Genomic DNA, 26,549 nt, shown 5'->3' on the forward strand with positions numbered 1-26,549 from the left:
AGGCCGGGGCACCGCTTCAGCCTTTGAGCCCGGTGTGGGCCAGGCCCTCCACGAACTGGCGCTGGGCCAGGACGAACACGATGAGGACCGGCAGCGCCGACATGGTCGCCGCCGACAGCTGCACGTCCCACATCGGACCCCCGTAGGCGTCGGTGAACTGCGTCAGCGCCTGCGGGAGCGTGAACTTCTCCGGCGTGGAGAGGAACACGACCGGCTCCAGGTACAGGTTCCAGCTGTGCAGGAACGAGAAGATCGCGACCGCGCCGAGGGCCGGGCGCGACAGCGGGAGCGCGATCCGCCAGTACAGTCCGAGCCGGCCGAGGCCGTCCATGCGCCCGGCCTCCTCGACCTCCGCGGGGAGGGCGATGAAGAACTGCCGCATGATGAGCGTCGCCAGGACGCTCGGGGCGCCGAAGACCGGCACGAGGATGAGCGGCCAGTGCGTGTCGACCAGGCCGAGCCCGTTGAACATCTGGAACAGCGGGACGATCGTGACCTCGCTGGGGATGAGCAGGCCCACGAGGACCACCAGGAACAGCAGGTTGTGCCCGGGGAAGCGGATGCGCGCGAACGCGTACCCGGCCAGAGAGGACACCGCGAGCGTGCCGACCGTGACGATGGCCGCGATGTACATGCTGTTCCAGTACTGCGCGGCGAACGGCGCGAACTCGAAGACGCGCCCGTACGCCGACAGGCTCGGGTCGACGGGCAGGATCGACGGCGGGAACGCGAAGATCTCGTTGGCGGACTTGAGACTCGAGGTGACCATCCACCACGTGGGGAACACGAACGGGACGGCCAGGACGCACAGCAGCCCGTAGAGGACGAGCTTCGCGCGGCGCGAGGGCCCCGTGGTCAGGCGGCGGGTCTTCGTCTCCGGGGCCCCGGTGGGCGAGGGCGTGAGCGCTTCAGTCTTCATGGACGACCCACTTTCTGCGCATCTGCCACTGGATCACGGTGAGCACCAGGACGATCGCGAACAGCAGGACCGAGAGGGCCGCGCCGTAGCCGAAGTCGTGGAACTGGAACGCGTTCTGGTACAGGTAGTAGACGAGGACCGTCGTGGAGGTGCCGGGCCCGCCGCTGGTGAGGACGTCGATCTGGGCGAACACCTGGAGCGAGCCGACGACGGTGATGATCGAGGTCAGCAGGATCGTCGGGCTGATCATCGGCATCGTGATGCGGCGGAACCGGATCCATGCGTTCGCGCCGTCGATGGTGGACGCCTCGTACAGCTCCTTGGGAACCCCTTGGAGGGCCGCGAGGAACAGGACCATGTTGAGGCCCACGTTCTTGAGCACCTGCACCACGACCACCGCGATCATCGCGGTCGTCTCCCCTCGCAGCCAGTTGGGGCCCTCGACGCCGAGGGTCGACAGGAGGCCGTTGATGCCGCCGTCGTCCTGGAGCAGGAAGCGCCACACGATGGTCCACGCCACGAGGGTGACCGCGACGGGGGAGAAGAAGATCGTGCGGAAGACGATGGTGCCCCTGAGCTTCTGGTTCAGGAGGATCGCCAGCACCAGGGCCAGGCTGAGGTTCAGCGCGACCAGGCCGACCGAGAACGCGGCGGTCGCGCCGAGCACGCCGGGCAGGGCCGGGTCCTGGGCGAGGCGCTCGTAGTTCTCGGTGCCGCTGAACGTGAAGCCCCCGGCGAGGACGTTCCAGTCGTGGAAGCTGTACCAGAACATCAGGCCGAGCGGGAGCAGCACGAACAGGATCATGCCGACCAGCTGCGGGGCGATGAACAGGTATCCGGCGAGCCGGTCGCGGCGCCGCGCCGACCACCAGGCGGGCCGCCGCCCCGGCCGGGACTGCTCCCGGCCGGGTGCGGCGGTGTCATTGCGCAGCAACGTCATTGAGCCAGCAGCGGGTCGATGGCGGTGCACAGCTCGGCGAGGACGGCGGGCACGTCCGCGTCCGCGGTCCAGAGCGGGTCGAGCGCGGCGCGCACGGCCTGGTCGAGCTGGGCCTGGCCGGTGTGGCTGGGCTTGACGACGCCCGCGTCGATCCGGTCGATCACGACGGTCTGGAGCTGCTCGGGCGTCAGGAGCGGGTTCGCCTGGCCCAGGACCTCGGCGGTCAGCTGCGACTCGCGCGGCGGCGGGAAGTACTGCGCGAGCTTCGCGGAGTTCTCCGGGCTCGTCATGTACGCGAGGAAGTCGGCGGCCTCCTCCGGGTGCGGTGCGACGGTGAGCACGCCGAGTCCGCCCTGGCCGATCACCGAGTACTCGCCGGCGGGCCCGGCCGGGAGCGGCACGAGGTCCCACCCGAAGGGCGCCTCGGCGAGGAGCCCGGCCCGCGAAATCTGGGTCACCGTCATCGCCGCCTCGCCCGCGAAGAAGTCCGCGGTGGTGCCCGGACCTGGCATGGCCTCCTGCGCGAACACGGCGTCGTGCATGAACGTGAGCGCCTCGGTCATCTCCGGGTCGTCGAAGCCGCACTCGGCCCCGTCCTCGCTCCAGGCGCTCGCGCCCCAACCGGTCCACAGCGTCGAGAGGTTGTCCCAGCCGGTGTAGTCGAAGTCGCGGATGACGATGCCGTCGCTGCCGGTGGCGGCGTGGACCGCCGCGCCCGCCTCGACGACCCGCTCCCAGGTCCACTCGCCGGAGGCGATGAGCTCGGCGGCCGTGGGCTGACCGGCTTCGGCGAGGAGGTCGTTGTTGACGAACACCCCGAACGGCGAGGTCGAGAACGGGTACGCGTACAGCTCGTCGTCCTGGCGCCACAGCTCGGTGGCGGCCGGGATGAGGTCGTCGTACTCGTAGCCCTCGGTCTCCGAGAGCGTCTCGCTCAGCGGCACGAGCGCGCCGCTGGAGACGAAGTCGGGTGCGGAGTTCTCGAGGATCCACGCCAGGTCGGGGGCGTTGTCGCCGGCGATCTGCGTGGTGAGGGTGCTCGTGTAGCCCTCGAAGGCGAGCGGGTCGAACTCGATCGCCTCGACCTCGGGGTTGTCGGCGATGTAGGCGTCGGCGATCTCATTGAGCATCGCGAGGTGGTCCTCGCTCGCGGACCAGGTGGTCATGCGCAGCGTGACCGGGCCGTCGTCGCTCTCACCACCGCATGCGGCGAGGGCGAGCGGCGCGGCCGCGGCGGCGGCCAGCAGCAGGCGTGTGTACTTCATAAGGGGTTCTTCCTTTCCGTTGACGTCATTGTCAGTAGGCGGCGATGTCGGGCCAGCGCAGTTCGAAGCCCTGCGCGGTGAGCCGGTCCTGGAATGCGGCGAGGAGCGCCGGGTCGGCGGCGACGGCCCGCGGCGCGGTGCCGCGCTCGAAGGCGAAGGCCGCGAGGGCCCCGGCGGCCTCGCCGATGTTCCACTCGACCGGGTGCAGCCGGTAGCAGCCGTTGGTGATGTGGGTGGTGCCGAGGTTCTTCCCGGCGGGGAGGAGGTTGTCGACCCTGACCGGCAGGAGAGCGCCGAGCGGGATCTCGAACGGGCAGGAGGCGACGTCGATGTAGTTGTCGCCTCCGGTGGAGGGGTGGAGGTCGATGCGGTACATGCCGATCCCCACGCTGTCGTGATAGGACACGGCGCCCTTGTCGCCGCGCACCGCCGCCGACAGGTCCTGCTCGACGACGGTGTACTCGGCCTTGATGCGCCGCGATTCGCGGTGGTACGGCGCCTGGGCGAGCCCGTCGGCCGAGCCGGTGACGTCCCCGCGCAGGCGCAGCCCCGGCCAGCCGGTGCCGCCGTCGGCGCGCGGCGCCTCGGTCTGGAGCCAGTACATGACGCTGCGCGAGAGTTCCCGCGCCCGCTCCAGATGCACCGCGGCGTCGGGGTTGTCGATCACCGGCGCCAGGAAGTAGTCGATCATCGGCCAGTTGACGAGGGTGACGTCGCTGGCGTACGCGCCGGGCGTGAAGTTGCGGCGGGCGGCGATGCGGCGGAACGTCCACAGGTTCATGTCGCCGCCGCCGCGGCGCTGGTCGCCGACGACCGCGAGCGGGTCGTCGTCGGGGTTGGGCTCGAAGGTCCGCTCCGCGGCCTCCAGCGTGCGCGGGTTCGGGGCCCGGAAGCCGAGGAGGTTCCCGCCCCAGAAGTCGGTGCGGAAGTCCCGCCAGAAGTCGTAGTCGGCGGGCTTGTCGATGGTGTGGTCGCCCTCGACGTGGTCGATCGCGAAGCACACCGACACGGCCTGCATGTTGTCCGGCTGCGCCTCGTCGGGCGCACTGGGCTCGCCGGTGACCCTCGCGGACTCGAAACCGGTGACGTACTCGGTGCCGGTGAGCGGCAGCAGCTCCCCGGTCTCGGTGGCGTCCAGGACGTACGGGGCGCTGACGACGAGCTGCTCGCCGGTGTCGCGGTGCGCCAGCGTCACGGCCTCGACCCGGTCGCCGTCCACGTCGGCCGCGACCGGGCGGTACGGCTGGAGGAGCCGCAGCCGGCCCGACCCGATGTGGGGCGCGAGCATCGACTCCATGACGGCGACGGCCACGCGCGGCTCGTGGCACAGGCGGCTGACGTGCCCGCCGCCCGGGTTGAGCTCCCGCGTGTTGCGGGCGGCCTCGGTGAGCGGGTAGTGGCGCCGGTAGTACTCCCGGATGCCCTCGCGCAGTTGCCGATAGGACGCGGTGACGCCGAACTGCTCGACCCAGGACGACTCGTCGGGCGGGACGGCCTGACTCGTCAGCTGGCCGCCGATCCAGTCGTACTCCTCGGTGAGGACGACGCGCCGCCCGGCGCGCAGCGCGGCCAGCGCGGCGGCGACGCCGCCGAGACCGCCGCCCACGACGAGGATGTCGGCCTGCAGTTCCTTCAACCGTGCCTGCTTCAAGATCGGTTCCTTCCGGTGGGGGCCGGCGTCAGGGCCCGTCCTGTGAGCCAGAGCGGTCGGAATCCGGCCCATTTGCCCGCTCGCTGCGTTGTCAGGGCCTTCGCATACAACACCGGTATGCGAAGGCCCTTCCGCCTTGCGAGCGAACAAATGGACTCGGATACCGCCTCACCCTGGCTCACAGGACGGGCCCTAGAGTCGCGCCGTCATGCTGTTCGCACGTGAGCAGCCGCTGCGTGTCGGTCTCGGCCTCCTTGAGGAGGGCGAAGAACACGTCGAGGGCCTGGCGGCCCATCTCGCGGCGGGGGATGGTGAAACCGGTGACGTCGAGGTCGATCGACACCGGGCGGGTCGGGTCGCCGAGGGCGACGAGGGACAGGTCGGCGGGGACGCCGAGGCCGCGCGCCGCCGCCCAGGCGGTGACGGCGGGGACGTCCGCGGGCTCTTCGAGGAACAGCGCGGTCACGCCGTCGGCGAGGGCCGCGTCGAGCGCTTCGGACCCGGCTCCGGGAAGCCTGCGGGCGGCGGCCCCCGCTTCCTCCGCCGCGGCGTGGAAGCCGCGGAGCCGGTCGGCGTAGGACTCGGGTCCTTCGCCGCGCCCGACGTAGGCGAGGCTCCGGTGCCCGAGTTCGGCGGCGCGGCGCACGAGCGCCGCGGTCGCGGCGGGGTAGTCGGCGCCGACGTACGGCACCGGCCCGCCCGCGTCGTCGCGCCGGCCCACCGACACGAACGGGACGCCTTCGGCGACAAGGCGGGTCAGGTCGTCGCGGTCGACCTCCTGGCCCAGGAGCACGCAGCCGTCCGCGAGGCGGATGCGGCTGCCGTCGGCGAACATGCGGCGGCGGCCGTCGACCACGGGCGCGCTGGTGAGCAGGAGCAGGTCGCAGCCGAGGCGTTCGGCCTGCTCCTCCAGGCCGAGCAGGAACGGGTGGAAGAAGTCCCTTGCGCCCGAAGGGAAGACGGGCTCGTAGGTGAACACGCCGATGATCCGGTTGTACTGGTCGGCCATGCGCCGCGCGACCGGGTCGGCGACGTAGCCGGTCTCGCGGATCGCGTCGAGGACCCGCTGCCGGGTGGCCTCCGCGATCCTGACGCCGCCGTCGAGCCGGTTGTTGAGCACCAGGGAGACGGTGGCCTGGCTGACATCGCTGAGGCGGGCGATGTCGCGCTGCGTTACGCGGCGTCGGGGTCCGGTCACGGCGAGGGCCTTTCTCGTTCGGCGTATAATGCGTATAACCACAGGTGCGTGTGATCATGTTGCACCCCGATTTTCGGACCGTCAAGATGATAATACGTATTATCATCTTGACGCCTGCTCGCCTCAGCCCGGAGACTCATCCTTCCAAAGGCCCGCCGCGGTGCCTCTGCACCGCCGCGCATCGAGGCGCGGCGGCGGCCGCCCGGGCCGGACAGGAGTGCGTCATGGATTCCGACCGACGACCCGCCATCGGCCGCCGCGGCCTGCTGCTCGGCGCAGCGGCCCTCGGCGCCACCGCCGCCCTCGGCGCCGCCCCGGCCGCCGCCGCGGTGCCCGGCTTCCCGACCTTCACGCGCCTCGGCGCGGCGATGGACAAGAGCACCCTCAGCTACGCGCCCGCCAGGAAAGAGATCATCTTCCCGTCCATCCGGCGCGCCGCCGGAAGGGTCCAGAACGCGCTGGGCGCCTGGTACATGTACTACGCGCCTCACGACGACCCCGGCGGCATCTGCCTCGCCTACGCCGACTCGCTCGCAGGGCCCTGGAAGGAGTACTCGGCCAACCCGATCATCGACCGGAACTGGGGCGGCCACTTCTCGGTGCCCCACGTCTCCAGCCCGCACGCGCTGTGGAACGACGCCGACGGGAAGATGTACCTGTACTTCCACGGCGACAACCGGACCACCCGCGTCGCGACCTCCACCGACGGCCGCTCGTTCACCTACGTCGGCACCGTCCTCCACACCTCGATGCTCCCGTCGAACGTGACCGAGGCGTCCTACGCGCGGGTCTTCCCGCACCCGAACCAGGCCGGCACCCACATCATGCTGTTCATGGGCAACCAGTCCGGGACCAGGAAGATCTTCATCGGCTGGTCGAACAGCCTCACCTCGGGCTGGAAGTTCAAACCCCAGCCGCTCCTGTCGCCCGTGTCGGGCGAGGCCGGGCAGCTCTCGGGCGCGCACTACTGGTCCCAGAACGGCGGCGGGAAGGTCGTCTACCACAGCGGCGACGGCAACATCCGCGTCGCGCACGTCGGCACGAGCTTCGACCGCGCCGACCGGCTCGGCGTCCTGTACGCCGATCCCGTCGCCACCCGCGCCGCGGCCCCGAGCTTCGCCGAGGAGAACGGCCGCATGTACATGTTCTACGAGGCCGGCGCCCGCTCGAACACGAACATCGCCATCGCCCGCGCCTAGAGCATTCCAGCGCCGGCGGGGCTCCGTCCCCGCCGGCGCAGCCGCATGGACCGCTCGGCCCGTCCCGCCGATCCGACCGGGACCGGTCCCGCCGTGGTGCACTCGTGGAGCCGCCGACCGAGGAGGACTCCCGTGCACCCCGCCCCGAACCCGCCACCGCCCGCGGTGAACCCGCCGCCGAGGACCCCGACGGTCCCGCGGGCGGTCGACCCGATCGCCGCGGTCGCCGGGAACGCCACCGGGTTCGGCCTCGGCTACATGCTCCTGGGCCGCTGGCGGTTCGCGGCCGCCGCGCTGGCCGGGACCGGGTTCCTGGTGTACGCCATGGCCACCGACCCTGAGAACCCCTGGTGGCGGCTCGGATTCGGGGCCTGGTGGCTCGCGATGGGCCTGCACGCCCGGCACCTCACCCGCAAGACCGAACCGCAGCCGCTGCTCGACTTCGACCGCCCGGGAAGCCCGCCCCGGGAGCGCCTGCTCGCCGTCGGCGGCGCCGGACTCGCGCTGCTCCTCGTCCTGGGACTGCGCGCCGACGCCTGGCTGACGGTGCTCCGCGCCGAGCACGACCACGCCGCGGGCGACTGCGGATCCGCCACCGACGCCCTCGAATCCTTCGAGGCCGCACACCGGGCCGCCTTCGGCCCCATGGTCATCGAAGGCGAGGACCAACTCGCCGCCTGCCGGATCCTCAACGAGGCCCGCGCCCAGGACCCCGCGACCGGCGCCGACACCGTCGCGACCTATATGGAGCATCCGGCGGCGCTGTGGGAAGGCGCCGGGCCCGAACGGGCCGGGATGCTCTTCGACGCCGCCCGCGAAGGCGGCGACGTCGCCGACCTCATGCGCCTGGGATTCGGGCAGCTCATCGACACCCTCGCGAACGACCCCGACCAGTCCCGGCGCGTCCGCGGCACCGTCGAGGCCCTCATGGCCGACCTCGCCGACGACACCCCCGTCTGCACCGCCGCCACCGTCGACACCTGGCTCAACGGCCAGACCTGGGAGGCCCCCTCGCTCGGCGAACCCATCGCCGCCGCAGCCGACCAGGTCCCCGCCCGGCTGCTCGCCTGCGCCCGCGAGCGCGCCGACATCGGCGACCTCACCGGCGCGCGGGTCGCCTACCGGCAGTTCCTCGCCGACCACCCCGACCACGCCGACGCTCAGCCGGCGGCCGACGAACTGTACGACGTCGAATACCGCATCGAGTACGACACCGCCACCACCCTGCTCGGCCAGGGCGCCTACTGCGACGACCCGTCCCCCTGGCGCGGCGCCCCGGCCTACGAAGGCCAAGGCCCGCATGCGATGTGGACCCTCGGGCTCAGCGCCGAGCAGTACGACTTCCCCGGCTCCTGGATCGCCGACAGCGTCGACGAGACCGTGCTCGTGACCTGTGTGGACGGACCCTCGATGGGCGAGTTCCAGGAGTCGTGCCGCTACAGCTCCCCGAGCGACGAGGTGATCTGGCTGTCGTTCTTCGCGGCCCGGTTCGACATCACCGTGTACGAGCTGCGCACCGGCGAGGTGGTCGACCAGTACAGCCGCGAGATCGGCGACCCCTGCCCCGACAGCTTCTACTACCGCAACGTCAACGTCGTCCAATCCGGGTACAGCGCCGCCGACGTGCGCGAGCTGTTCCACCCGATCCAGGACTGAACCCAGGAGGAACCGTGACACCCGCCCGAGCCCTGCCCCTGCTCGCCGCCGTCCTCGCGCTCACCGCTTGCGGTGCGGCCGAGGAGGACGCCCCCGCACCCGAGACGGAGTCCCTGGAACAGGTCAGCGAACTGCCCTCCATGACCGCCGCGCCGTCGCCCACCCCGAGCGAGGCGGCGTTCCCCGAAGCCGCCGACGGCCAGGACTACGGCGCCTGCGCGGACAACACCTGCGAAATCCTCGTGATCGGCCAGGCCTCCGTCGACTCCAGCATGGGTCCGCTGGACGTGTCGGTCGCCGACGACAGCGTCACGATCTACAGCGGCGGCACCACGATGTCGATGGGGGAGGGCGGGACCGCGATCTTCGGCGACACCCTCACCATCGAGATGCTGGCCGTCGAAGGCGACCGCGCGGTCCTGAACTTCATACCGGGCCAGCCGGCCTGAGGCGCGTCCGGGCTACGGGCACCGGCGTAGCCCGAATACGCCCGTACGCCGACGCGCGATCCGGCCCGCGTCCGCGAATGTGGACGGCATGACCAGATCAACCGCACGCAAAGCACTCGCCGCGGCGCTGGCCGCCGCAGTCGCGCTGCTCGCCGTCGGGAGCCCTGCATACGCGAGGGACCCCGCACTCGTCGAGACCGGCGACGGCTGGCTGCACGGCACGGTCGGCGACCGCACCCGCACCTTCGAGGGCATCCCCTACGCCGCCCCACCGGTCGGCGACCTCCGCTGGGCCGCAACCGAACCCGCAGCATCCTGGGAAGGCGTGCGGGAGGCCGTCGAACCCGGCGCCGCCTGCGCGCAGGAGGGCCGCCGGGACGGCGAACCCGTCCACGGCAGCGAGGACTGCCTGTTCCTCAACGTCCACACGCCACTGGAGACCGACGGTCCGGCGCCGGTCATGGTGTTCCTCCACGGCGGCGGGCTCAACACCGGCGAAGGCGCGATGTACGACCCGACCCGGATCGTGGAGCGCTCGGGCGTCATCGTCGTCACGGTCAACTACCGGCTCGGCGCACTCGGCTTCCTCGCCCACCCCGACCTGACCGATCCCTACGCCGGGAACTTCGGCCTCGCCGACCAGCAGGCCGCGCTCCGGTGGGTCGGCGACAACATCGGCGCGTTCGGCGGCGACCCGGGCAACGTGACCCTCTGGGGCCAGTCCGCGGGCGGGCGCTCCACCTGCGCGCAGCTGGCCGCGCCGGGCGCTGAAGGCCTGTTCCACAAGGCGATCGTGCAGAGCGCGCCGTGCGGCAACGCGGTCCTCACCCGATCCGAGGCCGAGCGCCGCGGCGGCGACCATGCCGCCGCGCTCGGCTGCGGCGACGCCGCGGACACCGAGGCGTGCCTGCGCGACGCCGACCTCGCCGACCTCGTGGCGCTCGGCGCGAACGAGCCCAGCCCGGTGGTGCGCCGCGCGGCCGATCAGCCCTGGTCCCCGGTCGCCGGCACCGAAGCCCTGCCGCTGCAACCGCTCACGGCGATGCGCTTGGGCCTGGCCGCCGACGTGCCGCTGATCCACGGCGGCACGAGCGACGAGATGCGCTCGTTCGTCTACAGCGGCTACGACGCCCGGCAGAACCCGGTGACGGCCGAAAGCTACCCCGGCGTCGTCGCGAACCTGTTCGGCGACAGGGCCGCCGCCGCGATCATCGACCGCTACCCGGCGGACTACTCGGTGACGCCGAGCATCACGCTCGCCACGCTCCTGACCGACTACGGCGCGATGCTCGGCACCTGCTCGCAGCCGCCCGCGCTCGACGCGACGCGGCGGGGCGCGCCGGTCTACGCGTACGAGTTCGCCGAGCCGGCCCCTGACGTGGCCGGGTTCCCGATCGGGGCGCACCACAGTGCGGACCTTCCCTACCTGCTCGAAGCCGACCACGGATTCGGGACCCCCGCACCGCCTACGGGTGACCGGAAGGTCCTCGCGGACGCGATGATCGACCGCTGGACCGCGTTCGCGGCCTCGGGCGACCCCGGCTGGGACCCCTACCGGGACGGCGAGGCGCTCGCGATGTCGATCGACGGGACCGGCATGGTCGACGTCGCCGACGGGCACCACTGCGGGTTCTGGAAGCGGTTCAGGTGAACCGCGGCTGACCCGCCGCACGCGAAGGGCCCCGGCGTTCGAGGAGAACGCCGGGACCCTTCGCTCAGTCGTCAGCTCACGGATTTCACCGTGTACGCGAAGGCGTCCGCGCGCATGGTCTCGCCGGAGACCATGACCGCCCGGAACGTGTGCTCGCCGTCCCGGAGTCCGGTGGCGCTGAACAGCTCCCGGCCGGTGAGGCGAGCCGCGCTCGCGGTGTCGACGCGGTCGACCAGTTCGCCGTCGATATAGATGTCGACCTCGCCCTGGTCGGGCCCGGTCGGCCCGGTCCACGTGACGGCGGTGCCGCGGAAGCCGAACGAGACGGCGTCCCCGACGGCGGCCGTGGCGTGGACGTCGTCGAGGTGGTCGCCGCGGAACCGGAAGTCCAGCGCCCCTTCGCCTTCGGGAAGACCGGCCAGGTATGCCGCGTGCACCGTGACCACGTCGCCCTCGACCGTGTAGTCCGTGCCCGCTTCGAGCGCTTCGCCTTCGTGCGCGATGCCCTCGAGTTCGCCGGCGTCGCGCAGCAGCGTGACCGCGACGTCCTCCGGCTCGGCCTTGTCGAACGCCGCACTGCCGGGCTGGATCAGGGTCTCCTGCCGCACGTCGAACCGGTCGAGGAGCATGAACTGCCCCGACTTCTTCTCCAGCCGGATGGTGTGCGCGCCGTTCGGCAGGTCCGCGACGCTGTAGACGACCTGCTGGACGCCGCGCCCCTCGGCCTGGTGGGTGTCGACGGTCTCCTGGAACTCGCCGTCGAGGTAGACGTCGACTTCCCCTTGGGACTCATGGGTCTCGGTCACGTAGTCGACCCCGGTGCCCACGAAGGCGTATTCGACGGCGTCGCCGTTCGACTCGCTGTAGTGGACGTCGTCCTGGTGGTCGCCCATGCCGCGGCCGGTGCTGTGGCCCCACGATCCGGTGTAGGCGATCTCGGGGGAGTCGTCGTTGACGGGCACCGTGTACGACGCCTCGGGCGCCGTGGGCGCCTCGCCGGTGGAGGAGTCGCCGACCGCCAGGGCCAGCGCCTGGGAGGTGGCGGCGACTTCGCTGCCGCCGTTGCGGTTCCAGTCGCCTTCGTAGGCGACGCGCAGGCTGTCGTCGTTGACGGTGACTTCAGCGCCCTTGGACGGGGTCACCTTGAACAGGCGCGTGCCGTTGATCGGGACGTTCGCGGCGGTGTACTCGCCGTCGAACTTCCCGAGGTCCTCCTGCGCCCACAGGTCGCGGACCTTCGCGGAGCCGTCGAGGCCGATGTCGGCGAAGTCCAGCGTCATGTCGGCGTCGGTGGCGCCGGTGTTGAACAGCGCCACGGTGTACGTGCCGTCGGCGTTCAGCGCGTACCAGGTCTGGCGCGGCGTCGCGGTGGCGACGGGGCGGGCGGGGACGCCCGCCTGGTTGACGGCGATGACCTCGGGGTTGGTGAGCAGTTCGATGCCGTACTCGTCGAGGGTCGTGAGGTCGTCGCCGAGGTACATGGGGGAGGCGGAGACGGCCCACAGGGTGGCGGCGGTGCGGCGCTCGTCGCGGGTGAGGCCGTCCATCCGCCCGTTGCCGACGTTGAGCGAGTCGAGGTCGTTCCAGCCGGTGTCCGGGCCGGCGTGGCGCCACCATTCGGCGACGCGCGGGAAGAGTCGTTCGATGTTCTCCCACTTGGTGAGTGCTTCGCCGGGGCAGTAGCACTCGACGTCCCAGTCGACGCGCCAGCCCTGGGCGTGCTCGGCCCAGTAGTCGGCGTAGTCGATGTCGAGGGCCCAGGAGAGTTCGAGCCAGATGTCGTGGCCTTCGAGGGCCTGGGACCAGGCGGCCACGTCGTCGCGGGCGTCGAGCGACAGGTCCGAGACACCCGATCCCGGTGTCACGGAGTCGAACTTGACGAAGTCGACGCCCCAGCTCGCGATGAGGTCGGCGATCGAGTCGATGTAGGCCTGGGAGCACGGGTTCGCGAAGTCGATGCGGTAGCCGAGGTCCCAGTAGTCGGCCTGCTGGAGCGGCTGCATCGCGATGTCGGCGGTGGAGCATTCGGGGGCGCCGGCGATCGGCAGGTCGTCCTCGTAGACCTGGGGCGAGAGTCCGGGGATGAAGTACAGGCCGAACTTCTGGCCGTTGTCGTGGACGTGGTCGATGACCTCCTGGAGGCCGTCGGGGTACAGGGCGGTGCTGGGGACGGGGCGGCCGTGCCCGTCGACGCCGCCGTTCCAGCCCGCGTCGACGTTGATGTACTCGTAGCCGTATTCCTGGAGCTTGTCGTGCATGGCGTCGGACTGGGCCTTGAGCTGCTCGGCGTCGATCCACTGGCTGTCGCCGGTGTACACCTGCATGCTGAAACTGCTCCAGCCCATGTAGGGGCGCTCGCCGAGGGGCTCGTCCTCTGCTTGGGCCGCAACGGGTCCGGTGGGGATCACGGTGAGGGCGAGGGCCGCCGCGACGGCTGCCGCGGCGGCGGCTCCCAGGCCGCGTCGGTGGTGGTGCTGGTCCATGAGCTTCCTCTCTGGATGGTCGTCGTTGACCGCTCCGGTTCGCGCTCAGGCGGTCCGGAGTCGTTCGATCGCGTCGCGGTCCCAGGCGATGCCGAGGCCGGGCGCGCCGGGGGCCCGCAGCCGGTCGCCGTCCATGCGGAGCGGGGCCGTGGTGATCGCCCCGAGCTGCGGGATGTGCTCGACGTACTGTCCGTTGGGGACGGCGGCGGCGAGCGACACGTGCAGTTCCATGAGGAAGTGCGGTGCGACCGGGAGCGAGTGGGCCTCGGCGAGGTGGGCGATCTTGAGCCACGGGGTGATGCCGCCGACGCGGGCGACGTCGGGCTGGAGGACCGCGGCCGCGCCGAGGCTCGCGTAGGTCTGGAACTGGCGCGGCGAGTACAGGCTCTCGCCGACCGCGACGGGGATCGAGGTCGCCTCGGCGAGGCGCCGGTGTGCGAGCGGGTCGTCTGCGGGGAGCGGTTCTTCGAGCCATCCGATCCCGAAGGGCTCGAACGCCTTCGCGCGCCGGACCGCCTCGCCGAGGGTGAAGCACTGGTTGGCGTCGACCAGAAGCGCGAAGCGGTCGCCGACGGCGTCGCGGACGGCGCCGAGCCGTGCGACGTCGTCGGCCAGGTGCGGCTTGCCGACCTTGATCTTGACGCCCGCGAAGCCGGCGTCCCGGGCCGCGAGGGCGCCGGCGACGAGTTCGTCCGTGCCGAGGTGGAGCCAGCCGCCTTCGGTGTCGTAGGCGGGCACCGATTCGCGGGCGCCGCCGGCCATTCGCCACAGTGGTCGGTCGGTGCGATGCCCGTCGGCGTCCCAGACGGCGGTGTCGACGGCGGCGAACGCGAGGGAGGTGATCGCGCCGACCGTGGTCGCGCGGGTGGCGGCGGCCATGGCCTCGATGATCTGCTCGGGGCGGGTGGCGTCGAGGCCGAGCACGACCGGCAGCAGCGTCTCGCGCAGGAGGCTGAGGACCGCGGGACCGCCGGTGCCGATCGTGTAGGTGTAGCCGAGCCCGCGGACCTCGGATTCGCAGACGATTTCGACGAACACGGTCTCCTGCGCCCGAAAGGACTGCATGGCGTCGGTGCGCGGGCGTTCGACGGGCAGTTCGATCAGCCACGCCTCGGCGCCGGTGACGCGGTCGCTCATCGCGTCTCCTCGAGCAGCGCACCGGTGTGCGCGAGCCAGAGTTCGGCCAGCGCCTCGTGCCCGCGGTCGCCGGGGTGGACGCCGTCGGGCGCGAGGCCGTGCGGGTCGCCGAGGGCGTTCAGCACCTCGTCGGCGGGCACGAGCACCGCGGCGAACTCGTCCGCGAGGTCGCGGACGGCGGTGATCTTCTCGTCCAGGTCCTCGCGCCAGGCCTCCTGCTCTCCGGTGACCGGCAGCAGGAACGGCTCGACGAGCACGAGACGGGCATCGAGTCCTTTGAGGATCGACCGGTAGTCGGCGGCGAAGTCCGCCGCGCTCGTGGGGTCGCCGCTGTCGTAGCGCCGCCACATGTCGTTGACGCCGATGAGGACGCTGACGATCGTCGGTCGCAGCGCCGCGACGTCGGTGTCCCAGCGGCCCTTGAGGTCGCGGACGCGGTCACCCGAGACGCCGCGGTTGGCGACGGCGAATCCGGCCGCGGCCAGGGCCGGCGCGAGCAATCGGACGTAGCCGGAGCCGAGGGCGTCGGGGTCCTCGCGGCGGCCGCAGTCGGTGACGGAGTCGCCGGCGAAGACGACGAGCGGGGTGGTCACAGGGTTCTCCTCAGGTCGAGCAGCATGGCCTGCTGCGGGTTCAGGGTCGGCAGCGGCACGCCGGCGAGGGCCAGCACGGCCCCGTCGAGGACGATGCCGTCGGCGGCGGCTCCGGCGAGCCAGGCGGGGTCGGTGTTCTGGTGGCGGCTCGCGGCCCCGATCTCCTCGCGGACGCGGACGCGGTAGCGCGCTGCCGGGTCGAGGCCGGGGAGGCGCACCCTCCCGGACTGTCCCGCAGGGGAAGTGGCGGTCCGGGCCCAGACGTAGACCGCCTGTGAGCCGTCCTGGGCGACCACGCCGCTGAGCGCGGTCGCCTCGTCGGCGAGGTCGGCGTTGACGACGCGTCCGGTGTGGACGAGTCCGCGCAGCTCCTTGTACAGGTCGGCCCAGGCCCGCACCGCCTCCAGCTCGGCCGCGGTCGCGATCGAGAGGTCCATCTCGATCCCGGCGTGCGCGGTGAGCGAGGCGGCGAGGCGGAACGGCAGGTCGGTGGTGCGCGAGGTCGTGTGCGAGCGGGCGGCGCCGAGGTGGGAGCCGATGAGCTCCGGCGGCACGAGCATCCGCGTCCAGCGCTCGATCTGCGCGCGCTCGACCGGGTCGTTGCAGTCGGTGGCCCACAGTCGGTCGGTGTGGTCGAGGATGCCCAGGTCGATGCGTCCGCCGCCGCCCGAGCAGGTCTCGATCTCCAGGCCCGGGTGGCGTTCGCGCAGTTCGTCCAGGAGCCGGTACAGCGCGAGCGTCTGCACCCGCACCGCGGGGCGCTCGGTCCCGTCGGCGCGGCCGACGGCCTCCAGCAGGTCCCGGTTGTGGTCCCACTTGAGGTAGTCGATCCCGTATTCGGACACTGTGGAGCTGATGCGTTCGAGCACGTACGCGTACGCCTCGGGCCGGGCGATGTCGAGCACGTACTGGTGGCGCGCCGAGGGACCGAGCCCGCGCGCGGGCCCGAGCACCCAGTCCGGATGCGCGCGTGCGAGGTCGGAGTCGAGGTTGACCATCTCGGGTTCGAACCACAGGCCGAACTCCATGCCGCGGGCGCGGACGAGGTCGACGAAGGGGCCCAGGCCTCGGGGCCAGACCGCCGCGTCCACGTACCAGTCGCCGAGCCCGGCGCGGTCGCCGCGGCGGCCGCGGAACCAGCCGTCGTCCAGCACGATCCGCTCGACGCCCACCTTGGCGGCGGACTCGACCAGCGCGGTCAGGCGCTCCAGGTCGTGGTCGAAGTAGACGGCCTCCCAGGTGTTGAGCACCAGCGGCCGGGGTCCGGCCGGGTGGGAGGGCCGGGCCCGCTGGCGCCGGTGGAGGCGGTCGGCGATCCCGTCGAGTCCGGCGTCCGACCAGGTGAAGACGGCGGTGGGCGCGTCGTAGCGCTCGCCGGCGGCGAGCAGCACTTCACCGGGGTGCAGGGCCTCGCCGACGCCGAGGACGGCGTTGAAGGCCCCGGCGCCTTCGGGGAGGCGTTCGACGAAGTACTCGCTCTCGCCGCTCCACGCCAGGTGCGCGGCCCACACTTCGCCGTGCCCGAACCCGAATCCCCTGGTGCCGGCGGCCATCAGGTACGGCGTGTCGTGGCCGGGCTTGCCGCGGTGCGCCCGGCGCAGGTGCGTGCCGAAGCGGATCGCGCCGCGCTGGGGCGCGCGCTCGCGGCACCACTTGCCGGAGAAGTCGAGCAGTTCGGCCGCGCGGTCGGGCAATGGCATGAGCGTGCGCAGCGCGCCGAGCGCGTAGGGGGCGGCCTCGACGCCGGGAGCGAGGTCGTCCCTGGTGAGCGAGCGGTCCACGGTCAGGACCCCGAACGGGTCGAGCGCGAACGCGATCTCGCCGCGCATCCCGCACAGCGGGTCGGTGAACGCCAGCCGGAGGCGCCCGCCGCCCGCCTCGTCCGGGTCGCACTCGGCGGCGACGAGTTCGGGGCGCGGCGTGGTGGCGCCGCCCGCGGCGTGGCCCTCCTGGGCCGGGGTGCCCGACCAGCCGTCGCGCTCGCTCGGCCAGACGGTCAGCGTGCGGGGCTCGTCGGGGGCGTTGTTGAGGACCGCCGGCACGGAGGTGGCCCGCAGGCCCTCGTCCGCGATCGGGCCGAGGTCGGCGCCCCAGTGCAGGACCCGCGGGACGGGGCCCGCGGTGTCGACCACGAGCGAGGTGCCCGCGGCTCTGAGGGTGAAGACGGCGTCGACGCCGTGGCGCATCGTGGCTCCTTGCGATCAATGGCGATCAATTACTTGACAACGTGAATTAACCATGTTTAGTCTTTCAGCGCAAGTCCCGATCGCAAAATCCCACCTCAGCGCACCGCAAGCACACCGCCGCCGCCCGGGCGGCCGAAGAACAGGAAGATCAATGTCGCTCTCCACCGCCGGAGCCGCCCCGAAGCGGCCCCCCGCGACAGGCCCGAAGCGCCCGCCGCGCCGACCCGCCGCGAACTCCCCGGCCCACCGCGGCGACGGCTGGCTCGCCTGGATCCTCATCGCACCCGCGATGATCGGATTCCTCGTCTTCGCCGTCTACCCCACCCTGCGCGGCGTCTACCTGAGCTTCACCGAGTTCCGCGTGCTCACCCCGCCCACCTGGATCGGACTCGAGAACTTCCGCGAGATGTTCGCCGACTCGGTCTTCTGGTCCTCGCTCGGCGTCACCGTCTACTTCGTCGTCATCGCCGTCTCGCTCACCATGATCGTCTCGATCGCCACCGCCGCGGTCCTGCACCGCATCACCGAGTCCACCGTCATCCGCGGACTCATCATCCTGCCGTTCCTGATCTCCACCGTCGTCGCCGCGACCGTCTGGTCCTGGATGCTTGACACGCAGCTGGGCATCGTCAACGTCGTCGTCCAGGCCTTCGGCGGCGACGGCGTCCAGTTCCTCACCTCGCGCGAATGGGCGATCCCCTCGGTCGCCTTCATCCACGTCTGGAAGAACATGGGCTACACCGCGATCATCATCTTCGCCGGACTCCAGACCATCCCGCCCCAGGTCTACGAGGCCGGCCGCATCGACGGCGCCGGCGAATCGAAGATGTTCTTCCGCCTCACCCTGCCGCTCCTGCGGCCCATCCTCGCGCTCGTACTGGTGCTCAACGTCATCGGCGCGTTCCAGATGTTCGACATCGTCTCGGTCACCACCAAGGGCGGCCCGGCCAACGCCTCCAACGTGCTCCAGATGTACATCTACTCGAAGGCGTTCGGCCAGTTCGACTTCGGCTACGCATCGGCGATGTCCCTCTCGCTCTTCGCGATCCTCATCATCATCACGTTCCTGCAGATGCGACTGCTGCGGGCCAACGAATCGGAGACCGACTGATGCGCACCCGCCGCCGCCTCAGCCCCGCCCGCGCCGCCGCATGGACCTACCTGGCGCTCATCATCTTCGTGACCGTCTTCCCCTTCTACTGGATCCTGCGCACCGCCCTGTCGGACAACTTCGCGCTCATGGCCGAACCGTCCTCAGTCCTCCCCGTCGACTTCACCCTCGGCGCCTTCGAACGCGTCCTCGGCCTCGCCACCCCCGAGGAATCCCTCGCCGCCGGCGGCTCGGGCGCCTCCCTCGAACTGGGCCCCTACCTCGTCAACTCCATCGTCTACGCCACCGTCTCGACCGCGCTCATCGTCTTCTTCTCCACCATCGCCGCCTACGCCTTCGCCCGCCTCCAATGGCGCGGACGCGACCTCGTCTTCAGCCTCTTCCTCAGCGCCCTCATGGTTCCCGGCATCCTCACCCTCCTGCCCAACTTCGTCCTCGTCAAAGAACTCGGCCTGCTCAACACCTTCGCGGGCATGATCCTCCCCGGCGCCCTGTTCTCGGCGTTCAACATCTTCTTCCTGCGCCAGTTCATGCTCGGCCTCTCCACCGAGACCGAAGAGGCCGCGCTCCTCGACGGCGCCGGACGCCTGCGCGTCCTGTTCCGCATCACCCTCCCCATGTCGAGCGGACCCGTCATCACCCTCTCCATCCTGGGCTTCATCGGCATGTGGAACGACTACTTCTGGCCCCTCCTGGTCACCTCCGACGAGACGGTCCAACCGCTCACCCTCGCCCTCGCCGTCTTCAAGCAGTCCTCCCCGCAGTCCCAACCCGACTGGGCCGGACTCATGGCCGCGACCCTCGTAGCCGCCCTCCCGATGCTGGTGCTGTTCATGGTGTTCGGCCGCCGCATCGTCAACTCGATCGGATTCACGGGCCTGAAATGACCACTGCGACACTGCGACTCGCCTGGAACGACCCCGCCGCGACCTGGGAGGAGGCCCTCCCGCTCGGCAACGGCCGCATCGGCGCCATGGCCTTCGGCGGCCCCGCCGCCCGCTACCAGGTCAACGACGCCACCGTCTGGTCCGGCACCCCCGACGGCCCCGCCCGCGAACTCGCCCGCCTGCGCGAAACCGGAGCCGGGCCCCAGCGCCTCGCCGACGTGCGCGCCGCGCTGGCGGCCGGCGACCGCGACGAGGCCGAGCGGCTGCTCATGGCCTTCGAGGGTCCCTACACGCAGGAGTTCCTGCCGCTCGCCGACCTCACCGTCGACCTCGACGGGGCCGCGACCGCACCGGGCCGACCGGCCCGCGTGCTCGACCTCGACCGGGCCGTCCTCGACGAGCACCTGATCGTCGCCGGCGTCCCGGTGCGCCGCCGCTCCTGGGTCTCGCGCCCGGCGAACGCGCTCCTGGTCGAGATCACCGCCGAGGGGCCGGTCCTCAACGCCCGCATCGGACTCGCGACCCCGCTGCGCGAGCACGGCCGCCGCTCGGGCGAAGGCGCCATCGGCATCGGCGTCGTCGTCCCGGTCGACGGCGCCCCGCTCCACGAGACCTCGGTCCCCGCCCACCGCTACGCCGACGACATCGACGGCCCCTACGCGGCGGCCGCCGTCGCGGTCCACACCGACGGCGACTTCGACTGCGACGCCATGGAAGTCACCGGCGCCTCCCGCATCCTCATCGCACTGTCCACCGCCTCCCGTGCCGAGACCTGGATCGAGCGCCCCGCGGACGGCTGGGCCGCCGACACCCGCGAGCGGATCACCGACCGCGCCCGGTCCCGGGCCGCCGGCGCCGCCTCGACCGACACCGCCGCGCTGCTCGCCGAACACCGGGCCGACCGCGACCGCCTCACCCACGCCCGCTTCGCGATCGGCGGCCGGCGCGAAGGACTCTGGAACGTCGCCGACGACCTCCTCGGCGGCGACGACGAAGCCCTCAAGGCCACCGTCGCCGCCGAATGGGGCCGGTACCTGCTGGCCTCCTCCTCCCGCGAGGGCGGGTCCGCCGCGAACCTCCAGGGCATCTGGAACGACCAGACGCGCCCCGCCTGGTCCTCGAACTACACGATCAACATCAACACCCAGATGAACTACTGGGCCGCGGGCCCCCTCGGCCTCGACGACCCCTTCGAACCGCTCATCGCCCTGGTCGAACGCATCGCCCGCAACGGCACCGAAGCCGCACACGACCTCTACGGCGCCCGCGGCTGGGTCGCCCACCACAACAGCGACCTGTGGGGCTGGCCCCTGCCGGTGGGCATGGGCCACGGCGCCCCGAGCTGGGCGATCTGGATGATGGGCGGCGTGTGGCTGTGCCACAGCCTCTGGGACCGCTACGCGTTCGCCGCCGACGAGGAGCTGCTGCGCAGCCGCATCTGGCCGCTCCTGCGCGGCGCCGCCGCGTTCTGCCTCGACTGGCTCGTGGAGGACGAGGACGGCCGCCTCGCCACCTCGCCGTCCACGTCCCCGGAGAACCACTACGTCGCCGCCGACGGCCGGCCCGCGTCCCTCGGCCTCACCGCCACCATGGACCTCGCGCTCATCCGGTCCCTCTTCGAGCGTTCCCTGCTCGCCATCGACGCCCTCGGCGCGCACGACCCGCTCCGCGACGAGATCACCGCCGCGCTCGACCGCCTCGCGCCCTTGGCGGTCGGCGCCGACGGCCGCCTGCGCGAATGGTCGGCCGACGTGCGGGACGGCGAACCGGCCCACCGCCACCTCTCGCCGCTCGTGGCCCTCTATCCGCTCGACCTGATCTCGCCCGACCGCAACCCCGACCTCGCCGAGGGCGCCCGCCGCTTCATGGACGCCCGCGGACCGGGCGCCATGGGCTGGTCCTGGGCCTGGAAGATCCTCATGCGCGCCAGGCTCGGCGACGCCGAGACCGCCCGCGAACTCCTCGAAGAGGCGCTTGCGCCCTTCGCCGGCGACGCCCTCCGGCACGGCCCGGTCGACGGCTCCGAATGGGGCGGCCTCCTGCCCAACCTCTTCAGCACCCACCCGCCGTTCCAGATCGACGGCAACTACGGCTTCACCGTCGCCGTCGCCGAAATGCTCCTCCAGAGCCATCTCGGCTCGATCGACCTCCTGCCCGCGCTCCCCGAAGCCTGGGACACCGGCTCGTTCACGGGCCTGCGCGCCCGAGGCGGCACCGCCGTCGACGCCGCCTGGTCCTCCGGGCGCCTCGTCTCGGCGGCCCTGCGCGACCTCACCGGCAACGACCGGGACGTCGTCGTCCGCTACGGCGGCAACGCCCGCACGGTCCGCGTGCCCGCGGGGGAGCGGATCGCCCTCGCACCCCTGTTCATGGAGCGGAAGCCTTCAGGAGCAGCGGATGCACGGTGAGACCGACCTGCCCCGGACGCCCACGACGCAGACCGAACCCGGCGACTTCGACGATTTCTGGCAGGCGACCGTGGCCGAGGCCCGGACGTTCGACCTCGGCGTCACCGTCGAACCGGTCCCCACCCGACTCACCGCACTCGACGTCTTCGACGTGTCCTTCCGCGGCTGCGGCGGCGATGCCGTCCGCGCCTGGCTGCGCCTCCCGAAGCACCGGACCGGTCCGCTGCCGGGCCTCGTCCAGTTCTTCGGCTACGGCAACGGCCGCGGGCACGCCCTGCGCGACCTGCGCTGGGCCGCAGCCGGATACGCCCACCTCGCGGTCGACGCGCGCGGCCAGGGCCACGGGGACACCCCTGACAACACTGTGGACGGACCGTCGGCGGGCGGGTTCCTCACCCGGGGCATCGCCTCGCCCGAGACGTACTACTACCGGCGCGTCTACACCGACGCCGTGCGGGCCGTCGAGGCGCTCCGCTCGCTGGAGGCGGTGGACCCGGCCCGCGTCGGCGCCGTCGGCGCGAGCCAGGGCGGCGGCATCGCCCTCGCCGTCGCCGGACTCGTGCCCGACCTCGCTGCCCTGATCGTCCAGGCCCCGTTCCTGTGCGAGCTCGACCGCGCCGCCGGCCTGAGCCGCGAGCACCCGTACGCCCTGCTCGCCGAGCACTTCGCGACCCGGCGGCTCGAAGCGCCCGCCGCGCTCGCGACGCTCCGGTACTTCGACGGCGTCAACCACGCCAAGCGGGCCCGCGCGCCCGCCCTGCTGAGCACCGGACTGGCAGACGGGATCGCCCCGCCCGCCACCGTGCTCCCGGCCTTCACCGCCTACGCCGGACCGAAGCGCATCGCCCTGTGGCCCTACAACGGCCACGAGGCCGGCGGCGACCTCGACGAGGAGAACGCCCTCGAGTTCGCCGCGCAAGTCCTCCAACCCCGCCCCGAATCCACTGACGCACCACAGGGGAGCGCCCTCCGCGCCGCCCCGCACCCGAAGTGAGGAACCCATGAGAAAGCACCACGCCATCGCGGCCGTGGCCGCCGTCGGCATCGCCGCGGCCGGACTGACCGCCTGCTCCGCCGACGGCTCGGATGACGGCACCGTCACCGTCAACTGGTGGACCTGGGACGAGCGCGCCGCCGCCGCTTACGCCGAATGCGTGCCCGGCTTCGAGGACGCCAACCCCGGCGTGAAGGTCGAGATCTCCCACTACGCGGTGGACGACTACTTCACCAAGCTCACCGCCGGATTCGTCGCCGGCACCGCGCCCGACGCGTTCCAGAACAGCGTCCCGCTCCTGGGCGCCTACGCCGAGCAGGGCCAGATCATGCCCCTGGACGAACTCATCGACGAGTCCGGCTACGACCTGTCGGTCTTCGACGTCGGCGTCGAGTCCTGGCAGTACACCGACGGGCAGCAGTACGGCATCCCGCTCGACTGGGCCGGCGCGGCGATCTACTTCAACCAGGACATGGTCGCCGACGCGGGACTCACTCCCGAGGACATCACCACGATGACCTGGAACCCCGACGACGGCGGGACCTTCGACGACGTCGTCGCCCGCCTCACCGTGGACGCGAGCGGCGTCCGCGGCGACGAGCCCGGCTTCGACCCCGAGAACGTCGAGACCTACGGCATCAACAGCATCGCCTCGGGCGACTTCAACGGCCAGACCACCTGGAACCCGTTCGTGTCGACCCTCGGCTGGCGCCTCGGGGGCGAGGACGCGGCCTGGCCGACCGAGATCCCCTACGACGACCCGGAATTCGCGCAGACGCTCGACTACCTGCGCGGCCTCGCCGACCGGGGCCTGACCCCCGGGTTCGGCGAGTTCACCGTCTCCTCCGCCGAGATGATCGGCTCCGGCTCGGTCGCCATGGTCCAGGGCGGCACCTGGGACTCGTCCTCGATCACGCAGATCCCCGACGTCCCCGTCGGCATCGCGCCCACCGTCGAAGGCCCCGAGGGCCGGATGATGATCTCCAACTCCAACGCCAACAACGTCTTCGTCGGCACGCAGCACGTGGACGAGACCTGGGACTGGGTGACCTGGATGGGCACTGTGGAGTGCCAGACGACCGCCGGCGCCGGCGCCGTCTTCCTGCCCTCCATCGCCGAAGCCCTCCAGTCGACCGTGGAGACCCAGGCGGCCGAAGGCCTCGACCTCTCCACGTTCATCCAGGCCCTCGAAGGCGGCGAGCTGTACCCGGCGCCGCCGACCGCCAACGGCCAGGAGATCGTCGACACGATCACCCCGCTGTTCGAGGCCTACTTCTCCGGCGAGCGCGACGAGGAGGTCTTCGCCGAGATGACCACGCTGACCCAGGACATCCTGGCACCCTAGGGGCTGTTGAAGAACCGCGGACGGCGTTCACCCGGGCGCCGTCCGCGGTCCGCTACCGTATGGACGAATCGAAGGAGTCCGATGCACGATGAGACGGCCGAACGGGTCGCACTGCTCCGCACCGCTTCAGGCGCGGCCTCGCAGGTGTTCACCACGCTCCTGACGCGGAGTCCGATCAGCCGCATCGACGTCGCGAAGCTCACCGGCCTCTCGCAGGCCGCCGTCACCAAGGCGGTGAACCCGCTGGTCGCCGCCGGGCTCGTGGACGACCGCCTCCAGGCCGCGCGCGACGGCCAGCCCGGACGCCCCGCGAGCCCGATCGCCGTCATTCCCGAGGCCCTGCTCGCCATCGGCGTCAAGGTGAACGTGGACGAGATCATCGCCGTCGCCACCGACCTGCGGACGCGGGTGCTCGCCAGCGAGCGCGCGCCGCTGACCGCCCGCGACCCCGGCACCGTGGTCGACGCGGTCGCGGCCATCTGCGCCCGGCTCGAAACGTCACTCGGCGACGCCGCCGGGCGCCTCGTGCGGATCGGCGTGTCCGTCTCCGGCGACGTGGACGCCGCCGCCGGGGTCGTCCGCGAATCCGGCATCATGGCCTGGACCGGCGTCGACCTCGGCGACCGCCTGCGCGAACGCCTCGACGTCCCGGTCCTGATCGAGAACGACGTCCGCGCCCTCACCATCGGCGAGCACTGGTTCGGCGTCGGCGTCGGCACCGCGTCGTTCGCGATCGTGACCATCGGCCGCGGCATCGGCTCGGGACTGCACGTCAACGGCGAGGTCGTCGAAGGCGCCTTCGGCGTGGCGGGCGAGATCGGGCACCTGCCCCTGGCCGCGCCCGACCGGATCTGCGCGTGCGGGCGACGCGGCTGCGTCGAGGCCGTCGCGGGCGCCTCGGCCATCGCGCGGGCCGTCTCCGAGGCCCACGGCCGCCCGGTCGCGATCGACGAGGCGGCCCGGCTCGCCCACGAGGGCGACGCCGCCGCGACCGCCGCGTTCCGCGAGGCCGCCGCGATCATCGGCACCGCGATCGCGAGCCTGGTCAACCTCGCCGGACCCGAACTGGTCATCATCGGCGGCGAGGGCGTCTCGAACTTCGACCTGTTCGACGCGAGCCTGCGCGCCGCGTTCGCCGAGCACGCCTTCGGCGCCGCGGGCCGGTGCCGGATCGTGGTGCGCCCCCACACCTTCGAGGACTGGGCGCGCGGCGCCGCCGCGGCCGCCATCCGCGTCCTGGTGCGCTGACCCGAAAAGTCGGTATTGACGGCACTCGATGAGTCATGGCATACTCACCGGCAAGCTGACAACGTTGTCGACAACGTGGTCATCGCCCCTCAGCGACGAGGAGACGCCATGCCGCCGGTCCCGAACCCGCCAGGCGACGGCTCGATGCGCGCCCCCACGATCAAAGACGTGGCCGAACTCGCCGGCGTCGGGTTCAAGACCGTCTCGCGCGTCCTCAACGACGAACCGAACGTGCGGCCCGAGACCCGCGAGCGGATACTCGCCGCCGTCGCCGAACTCGGCTACCGGCGCAACTCGATCGCCAGCAGCATCCGCCGCCGCGACCAGCGCACCTCCTCGATCGGCCTCATCGTCGAAGATCTCGCGAACCCCTTCGCCTCCAGCCTGACCCGCGCCGTCCAGGACTACGCGCTTGAACGCCAGCACCTGGTCCTGGTCGGCTCCAGCGACGGCGTCCCCGAACGCGAAAGCGACCTGGTCGCCGAGTTCTCCGCACGCCGCGTCGACGGACTCATCCTGGTGCCCAACGGCACCGACCAGTCCTATCTGGAGATCGAACGCGCCCACGGCATCCCCGTCGTGTTCGTCGACCGCCCCGGCCGAGGGATCGAGGCCGACACCGTCATCTCCGAGAACGCGCTCGGCGTCGCCGAAGCCGTCCGCCACCTCGCCGCCTTCGGCCACACCAGGATCGCCTTCCTCGGCGACCTCCCGACCATCCACACCACCGAACGGCGGCTCGCGGGATTCCGCACCGCCATGGCCGAACTCGGCACCGGCCCCGACCCGCGCCACGTCCGCACCGGCCTGCGCGACGGCGACCGGGCCTACCGGGCGGCCGTGGAACTCTTCGGCCTCGACCCCGCCCCGACCGCGCTGATCTGCGGCAACAACCTCATCACCATCGGCGCGGTCCACGCCCTCCAGCACCTGGGCCTGCGCGACCGCGTCGCCTTCATCGCCTTCGACGACCTGGAACTGGCCGACCTGCTCCGCCCCGCGCTCACCGTCATCGCGCAGGACACCGCCGCCATCGGCACCAGCGCCGCCCGCGCCCTGTTCGAGCGGCTCCAAGACCCCGCGGCGCCCTACCGCCGCATCTCGCTCCCCGTCCGCCTCATTCCGCGGTCCTCCGGCGAGATCCGCGCATCCGACCCTCCCGAACCGCGCACCGGCGACTGACCTCGCGCTGCGCCCTTACCCGGCACCACAACCACATATTCAGGCAT

General features: G+C 71.8%; 20 protein-coding genes. 11 read left to right on the plus strand and 9 right to left on the minus strand.

Annotation, left to right across the window (positions count from 1 at the left end):
- Positions 1–16 precede the first annotated feature (16 nt).
- The 5 genes from BLQ63_RS19440 to BLQ63_RS19460 all read right to left on the minus strand — a co-directional run bounded on the left by BLQ63_RS19440 (position 17) and on the right by BLQ63_RS19460 (position 5,973).
- Positions 17–919, minus strand: coding sequence for a carbohydrate ABC transporter permease (locus tag BLQ63_RS19440; protein ID WP_091039001.1), 903 nt, complete (start codon positions 917–919; stop codon positions 17–19).
- Positions 909–1,859, minus strand: a complete 951-nt coding sequence (locus tag BLQ63_RS19445; RefSeq protein ID WP_091039004.1) for a carbohydrate ABC transporter permease — start codon at positions 1,857–1,859, stop codon at positions 909–911. Before BLQ63_RS19445 ends, BLQ63_RS19440 begins: the two co-directional genes overlap by 11 nt.
- Positions 1,856–3,124 (minus strand): ABC transporter substrate-binding protein, encoded by a 1,269-nt coding sequence (locus tag BLQ63_RS19450; RefSeq protein WP_091039007.1) that lies wholly within the window; start codon positions 3,122–3,124, stop codon positions 1,856–1,858. Before BLQ63_RS19450 ends, BLQ63_RS19445 begins: the two co-directional genes overlap by 4 nt.
- A gap of 31 nt (positions 3,125–3,155) precedes the next feature.
- The gene (locus BLQ63_RS19455) at positions 3,156–4,751 is read right to left on the minus strand and encodes an FAD-dependent oxidoreductase (RefSeq protein WP_091039221.1); all 1,596 of its coding nucleotides are present in this window, start codon (positions 4,749–4,751) and stop codon (positions 3,156–3,158) included.
- Between the two features lie 202 nt (positions 4,752–4,953).
- Positions 4,954–5,973, minus strand: coding sequence for a LacI family DNA-binding transcriptional regulator (locus tag BLQ63_RS19460; RefSeq protein WP_091039009.1), 1,020 nt, complete (start codon positions 5,971–5,973; stop codon positions 4,954–4,956).
- A 224-nt stretch (positions 5,974–6,197) separates the two neighbouring features.
- Here BLQ63_RS19460 and BLQ63_RS19465 point away from each other — a divergent pair, with 224 nt between their 5' ends.
- The 4 genes from BLQ63_RS19465 to BLQ63_RS19480 all read left to right on the plus strand — a co-directional run bounded on the left by BLQ63_RS19465 (position 6,198) and on the right by BLQ63_RS19480 (position 10,928).
- Entirely contained in the window at positions 6,198–7,172 is a 975-nt protein-coding gene (locus BLQ63_RS19465; RefSeq protein ID WP_091039011.1) for a glycoside hydrolase family protein, read from the plus strand.
- A gap of 132 nt (positions 7,173–7,304) precedes the next feature.
- Positions 7,305–8,828, plus strand: coding sequence for a tudor domain-containing protein (locus tag BLQ63_RS19470; RefSeq protein ID WP_091039014.1), 1,524 nt, complete (start codon positions 7,305–7,307; stop codon positions 8,826–8,828).
- A gap of 14 nt (positions 8,829–8,842) precedes the next feature.
- Complete coding sequence (locus BLQ63_RS19475; protein WP_091039016.1) at positions 8,843–9,277, plus strand: hypothetical protein; 435 nt, start codon at positions 8,843–8,845, stop codon at positions 9,275–9,277.
- 88 nt (positions 9,278–9,365) lie between these two features.
- Positions 9,366–10,928 carry a carboxylesterase/lipase family protein gene (locus tag BLQ63_RS19480; protein ID WP_091039019.1) on the plus strand — a complete coding sequence of 521 codons (1,563 nt, stop codon included), beginning with the start codon at positions 9,366–9,368 and terminating at the stop codon, positions 10,926–10,928.
- Positions 10,929–10,999: 71 nt separating this feature from the next.
- On the opposite strand, the gene BLQ63_RS19485 is transcribed toward BLQ63_RS19480, so the two are convergent.
- The 4 genes from BLQ63_RS19485 to BLQ63_RS19500 are packed head-to-tail and all read right to left on the minus strand — an operon-like array spanning position 11,000 to position 17,327.
- Entirely contained in the window at positions 11,000–13,411 is a 2,412-nt protein-coding gene (locus BLQ63_RS19485; RefSeq protein ID WP_177155019.1) for a X2-like carbohydrate binding domain-containing protein, read from the minus strand.
- Between the two features lie 45 nt (positions 13,412–13,456).
- Complete coding sequence (locus BLQ63_RS19490; RefSeq protein WP_091039021.1) at positions 13,457–14,548, minus strand: mandelate racemase/muconate lactonizing enzyme family protein; 1,092 nt, start codon at positions 14,546–14,548, stop codon at positions 13,457–13,459.
- Positions 14,545–15,141: an SGNH/GDSL hydrolase family protein gene (locus BLQ63_RS19495; protein WP_091039023.1), complete on the minus strand. Its 597-nt coding sequence runs from the start codon at positions 15,139–15,141 to the stop codon at positions 14,545–14,547. Before BLQ63_RS19495 ends, BLQ63_RS19490 begins: the two co-directional genes overlap by 4 nt.
- Positions 15,138–17,327, minus strand: coding sequence for an alpha-galactosidase (locus BLQ63_RS19500; RefSeq protein ID WP_091039026.1), 2,190 nt, complete (start codon positions 17,325–17,327; stop codon positions 15,138–15,140). Before BLQ63_RS19500 ends, BLQ63_RS19495 begins: the two co-directional genes overlap by 4 nt.
- 151 nt (positions 17,328–17,478) lie before the next feature.
- Here BLQ63_RS19500 and BLQ63_RS19505 point away from each other — a divergent pair, with 151 nt between their 5' ends.
- The 7 genes from BLQ63_RS19505 to BLQ63_RS19535 all read left to right on the plus strand — a co-directional run bounded on the left by BLQ63_RS19505 (position 17,479) and on the right by BLQ63_RS19535 (position 26,502).
- Positions 17,479–18,438, plus strand: coding sequence for a carbohydrate ABC transporter permease (locus tag BLQ63_RS19505; protein ID WP_091039029.1), 960 nt, complete (start codon positions 17,479–17,481; stop codon positions 18,436–18,438).
- On the plus strand, positions 18,438–19,325 hold the full coding sequence (locus BLQ63_RS19510; protein ID WP_091039032.1) for a carbohydrate ABC transporter permease: 888 nt from the start codon (positions 18,438–18,440) through the stop codon (positions 19,323–19,325). Before BLQ63_RS19505 ends, BLQ63_RS19510 begins: the two co-directional genes overlap by 1 nt.
- Positions 19,322–21,733 carry a glycosyl hydrolase family 95 catalytic domain-containing protein gene (locus tag BLQ63_RS19515; protein ID WP_091039034.1) on the plus strand — a complete coding sequence of 804 codons (2,412 nt, stop codon included), beginning with the start codon at positions 19,322–19,324 and terminating at the stop codon, positions 21,731–21,733. Before BLQ63_RS19510 ends, BLQ63_RS19515 begins: the two co-directional genes overlap by 4 nt.
- Entirely contained in the window at positions 21,723–22,727 is a 1,005-nt protein-coding gene (locus BLQ63_RS19520) for an acetylxylan esterase (RefSeq protein WP_091039036.1), read from the plus strand. The genes BLQ63_RS19515 and BLQ63_RS19520 overlap by 11 nt, the downstream gene beginning before the upstream one ends.
- Positions 22,728–22,734: 7 nt before the next feature.
- The gene (locus BLQ63_RS19525) at positions 22,735–24,072 is read left to right on the plus strand and encodes an ABC transporter substrate-binding protein (protein ID WP_091039039.1); all 1,338 of its coding nucleotides are present in this window, start codon (positions 22,735–22,737) and stop codon (positions 24,070–24,072) included.
- 81 nt (positions 24,073–24,153) lie between these two features.
- Positions 24,154–25,320 carry an ROK family transcriptional regulator gene (locus tag BLQ63_RS19530; protein ID WP_091039040.1) on the plus strand — a complete coding sequence of 389 codons (1,167 nt, stop codon included), beginning with the start codon at positions 24,154–24,156 and terminating at the stop codon, positions 25,318–25,320.
- A gap of 108 nt (positions 25,321–25,428) precedes the next feature.
- On the plus strand, positions 25,429–26,502 hold the full coding sequence (locus BLQ63_RS19535) for a LacI family DNA-binding transcriptional regulator (RefSeq protein ID WP_091039043.1): 1,074 nt from the start codon (positions 25,429–25,431) through the stop codon (positions 26,500–26,502).
- Positions 26,503–26,549 lie beyond the last annotated feature (47 nt).

This window comes from Glycomyces harbinensis (assembly GCF_900101745.1).
Classification (GTDB): Bacteria; Actinomycetota; Actinomycetes; order Mycobacteriales; family Micromonosporaceae; genus Glycomyces; species Glycomyces harbinensis.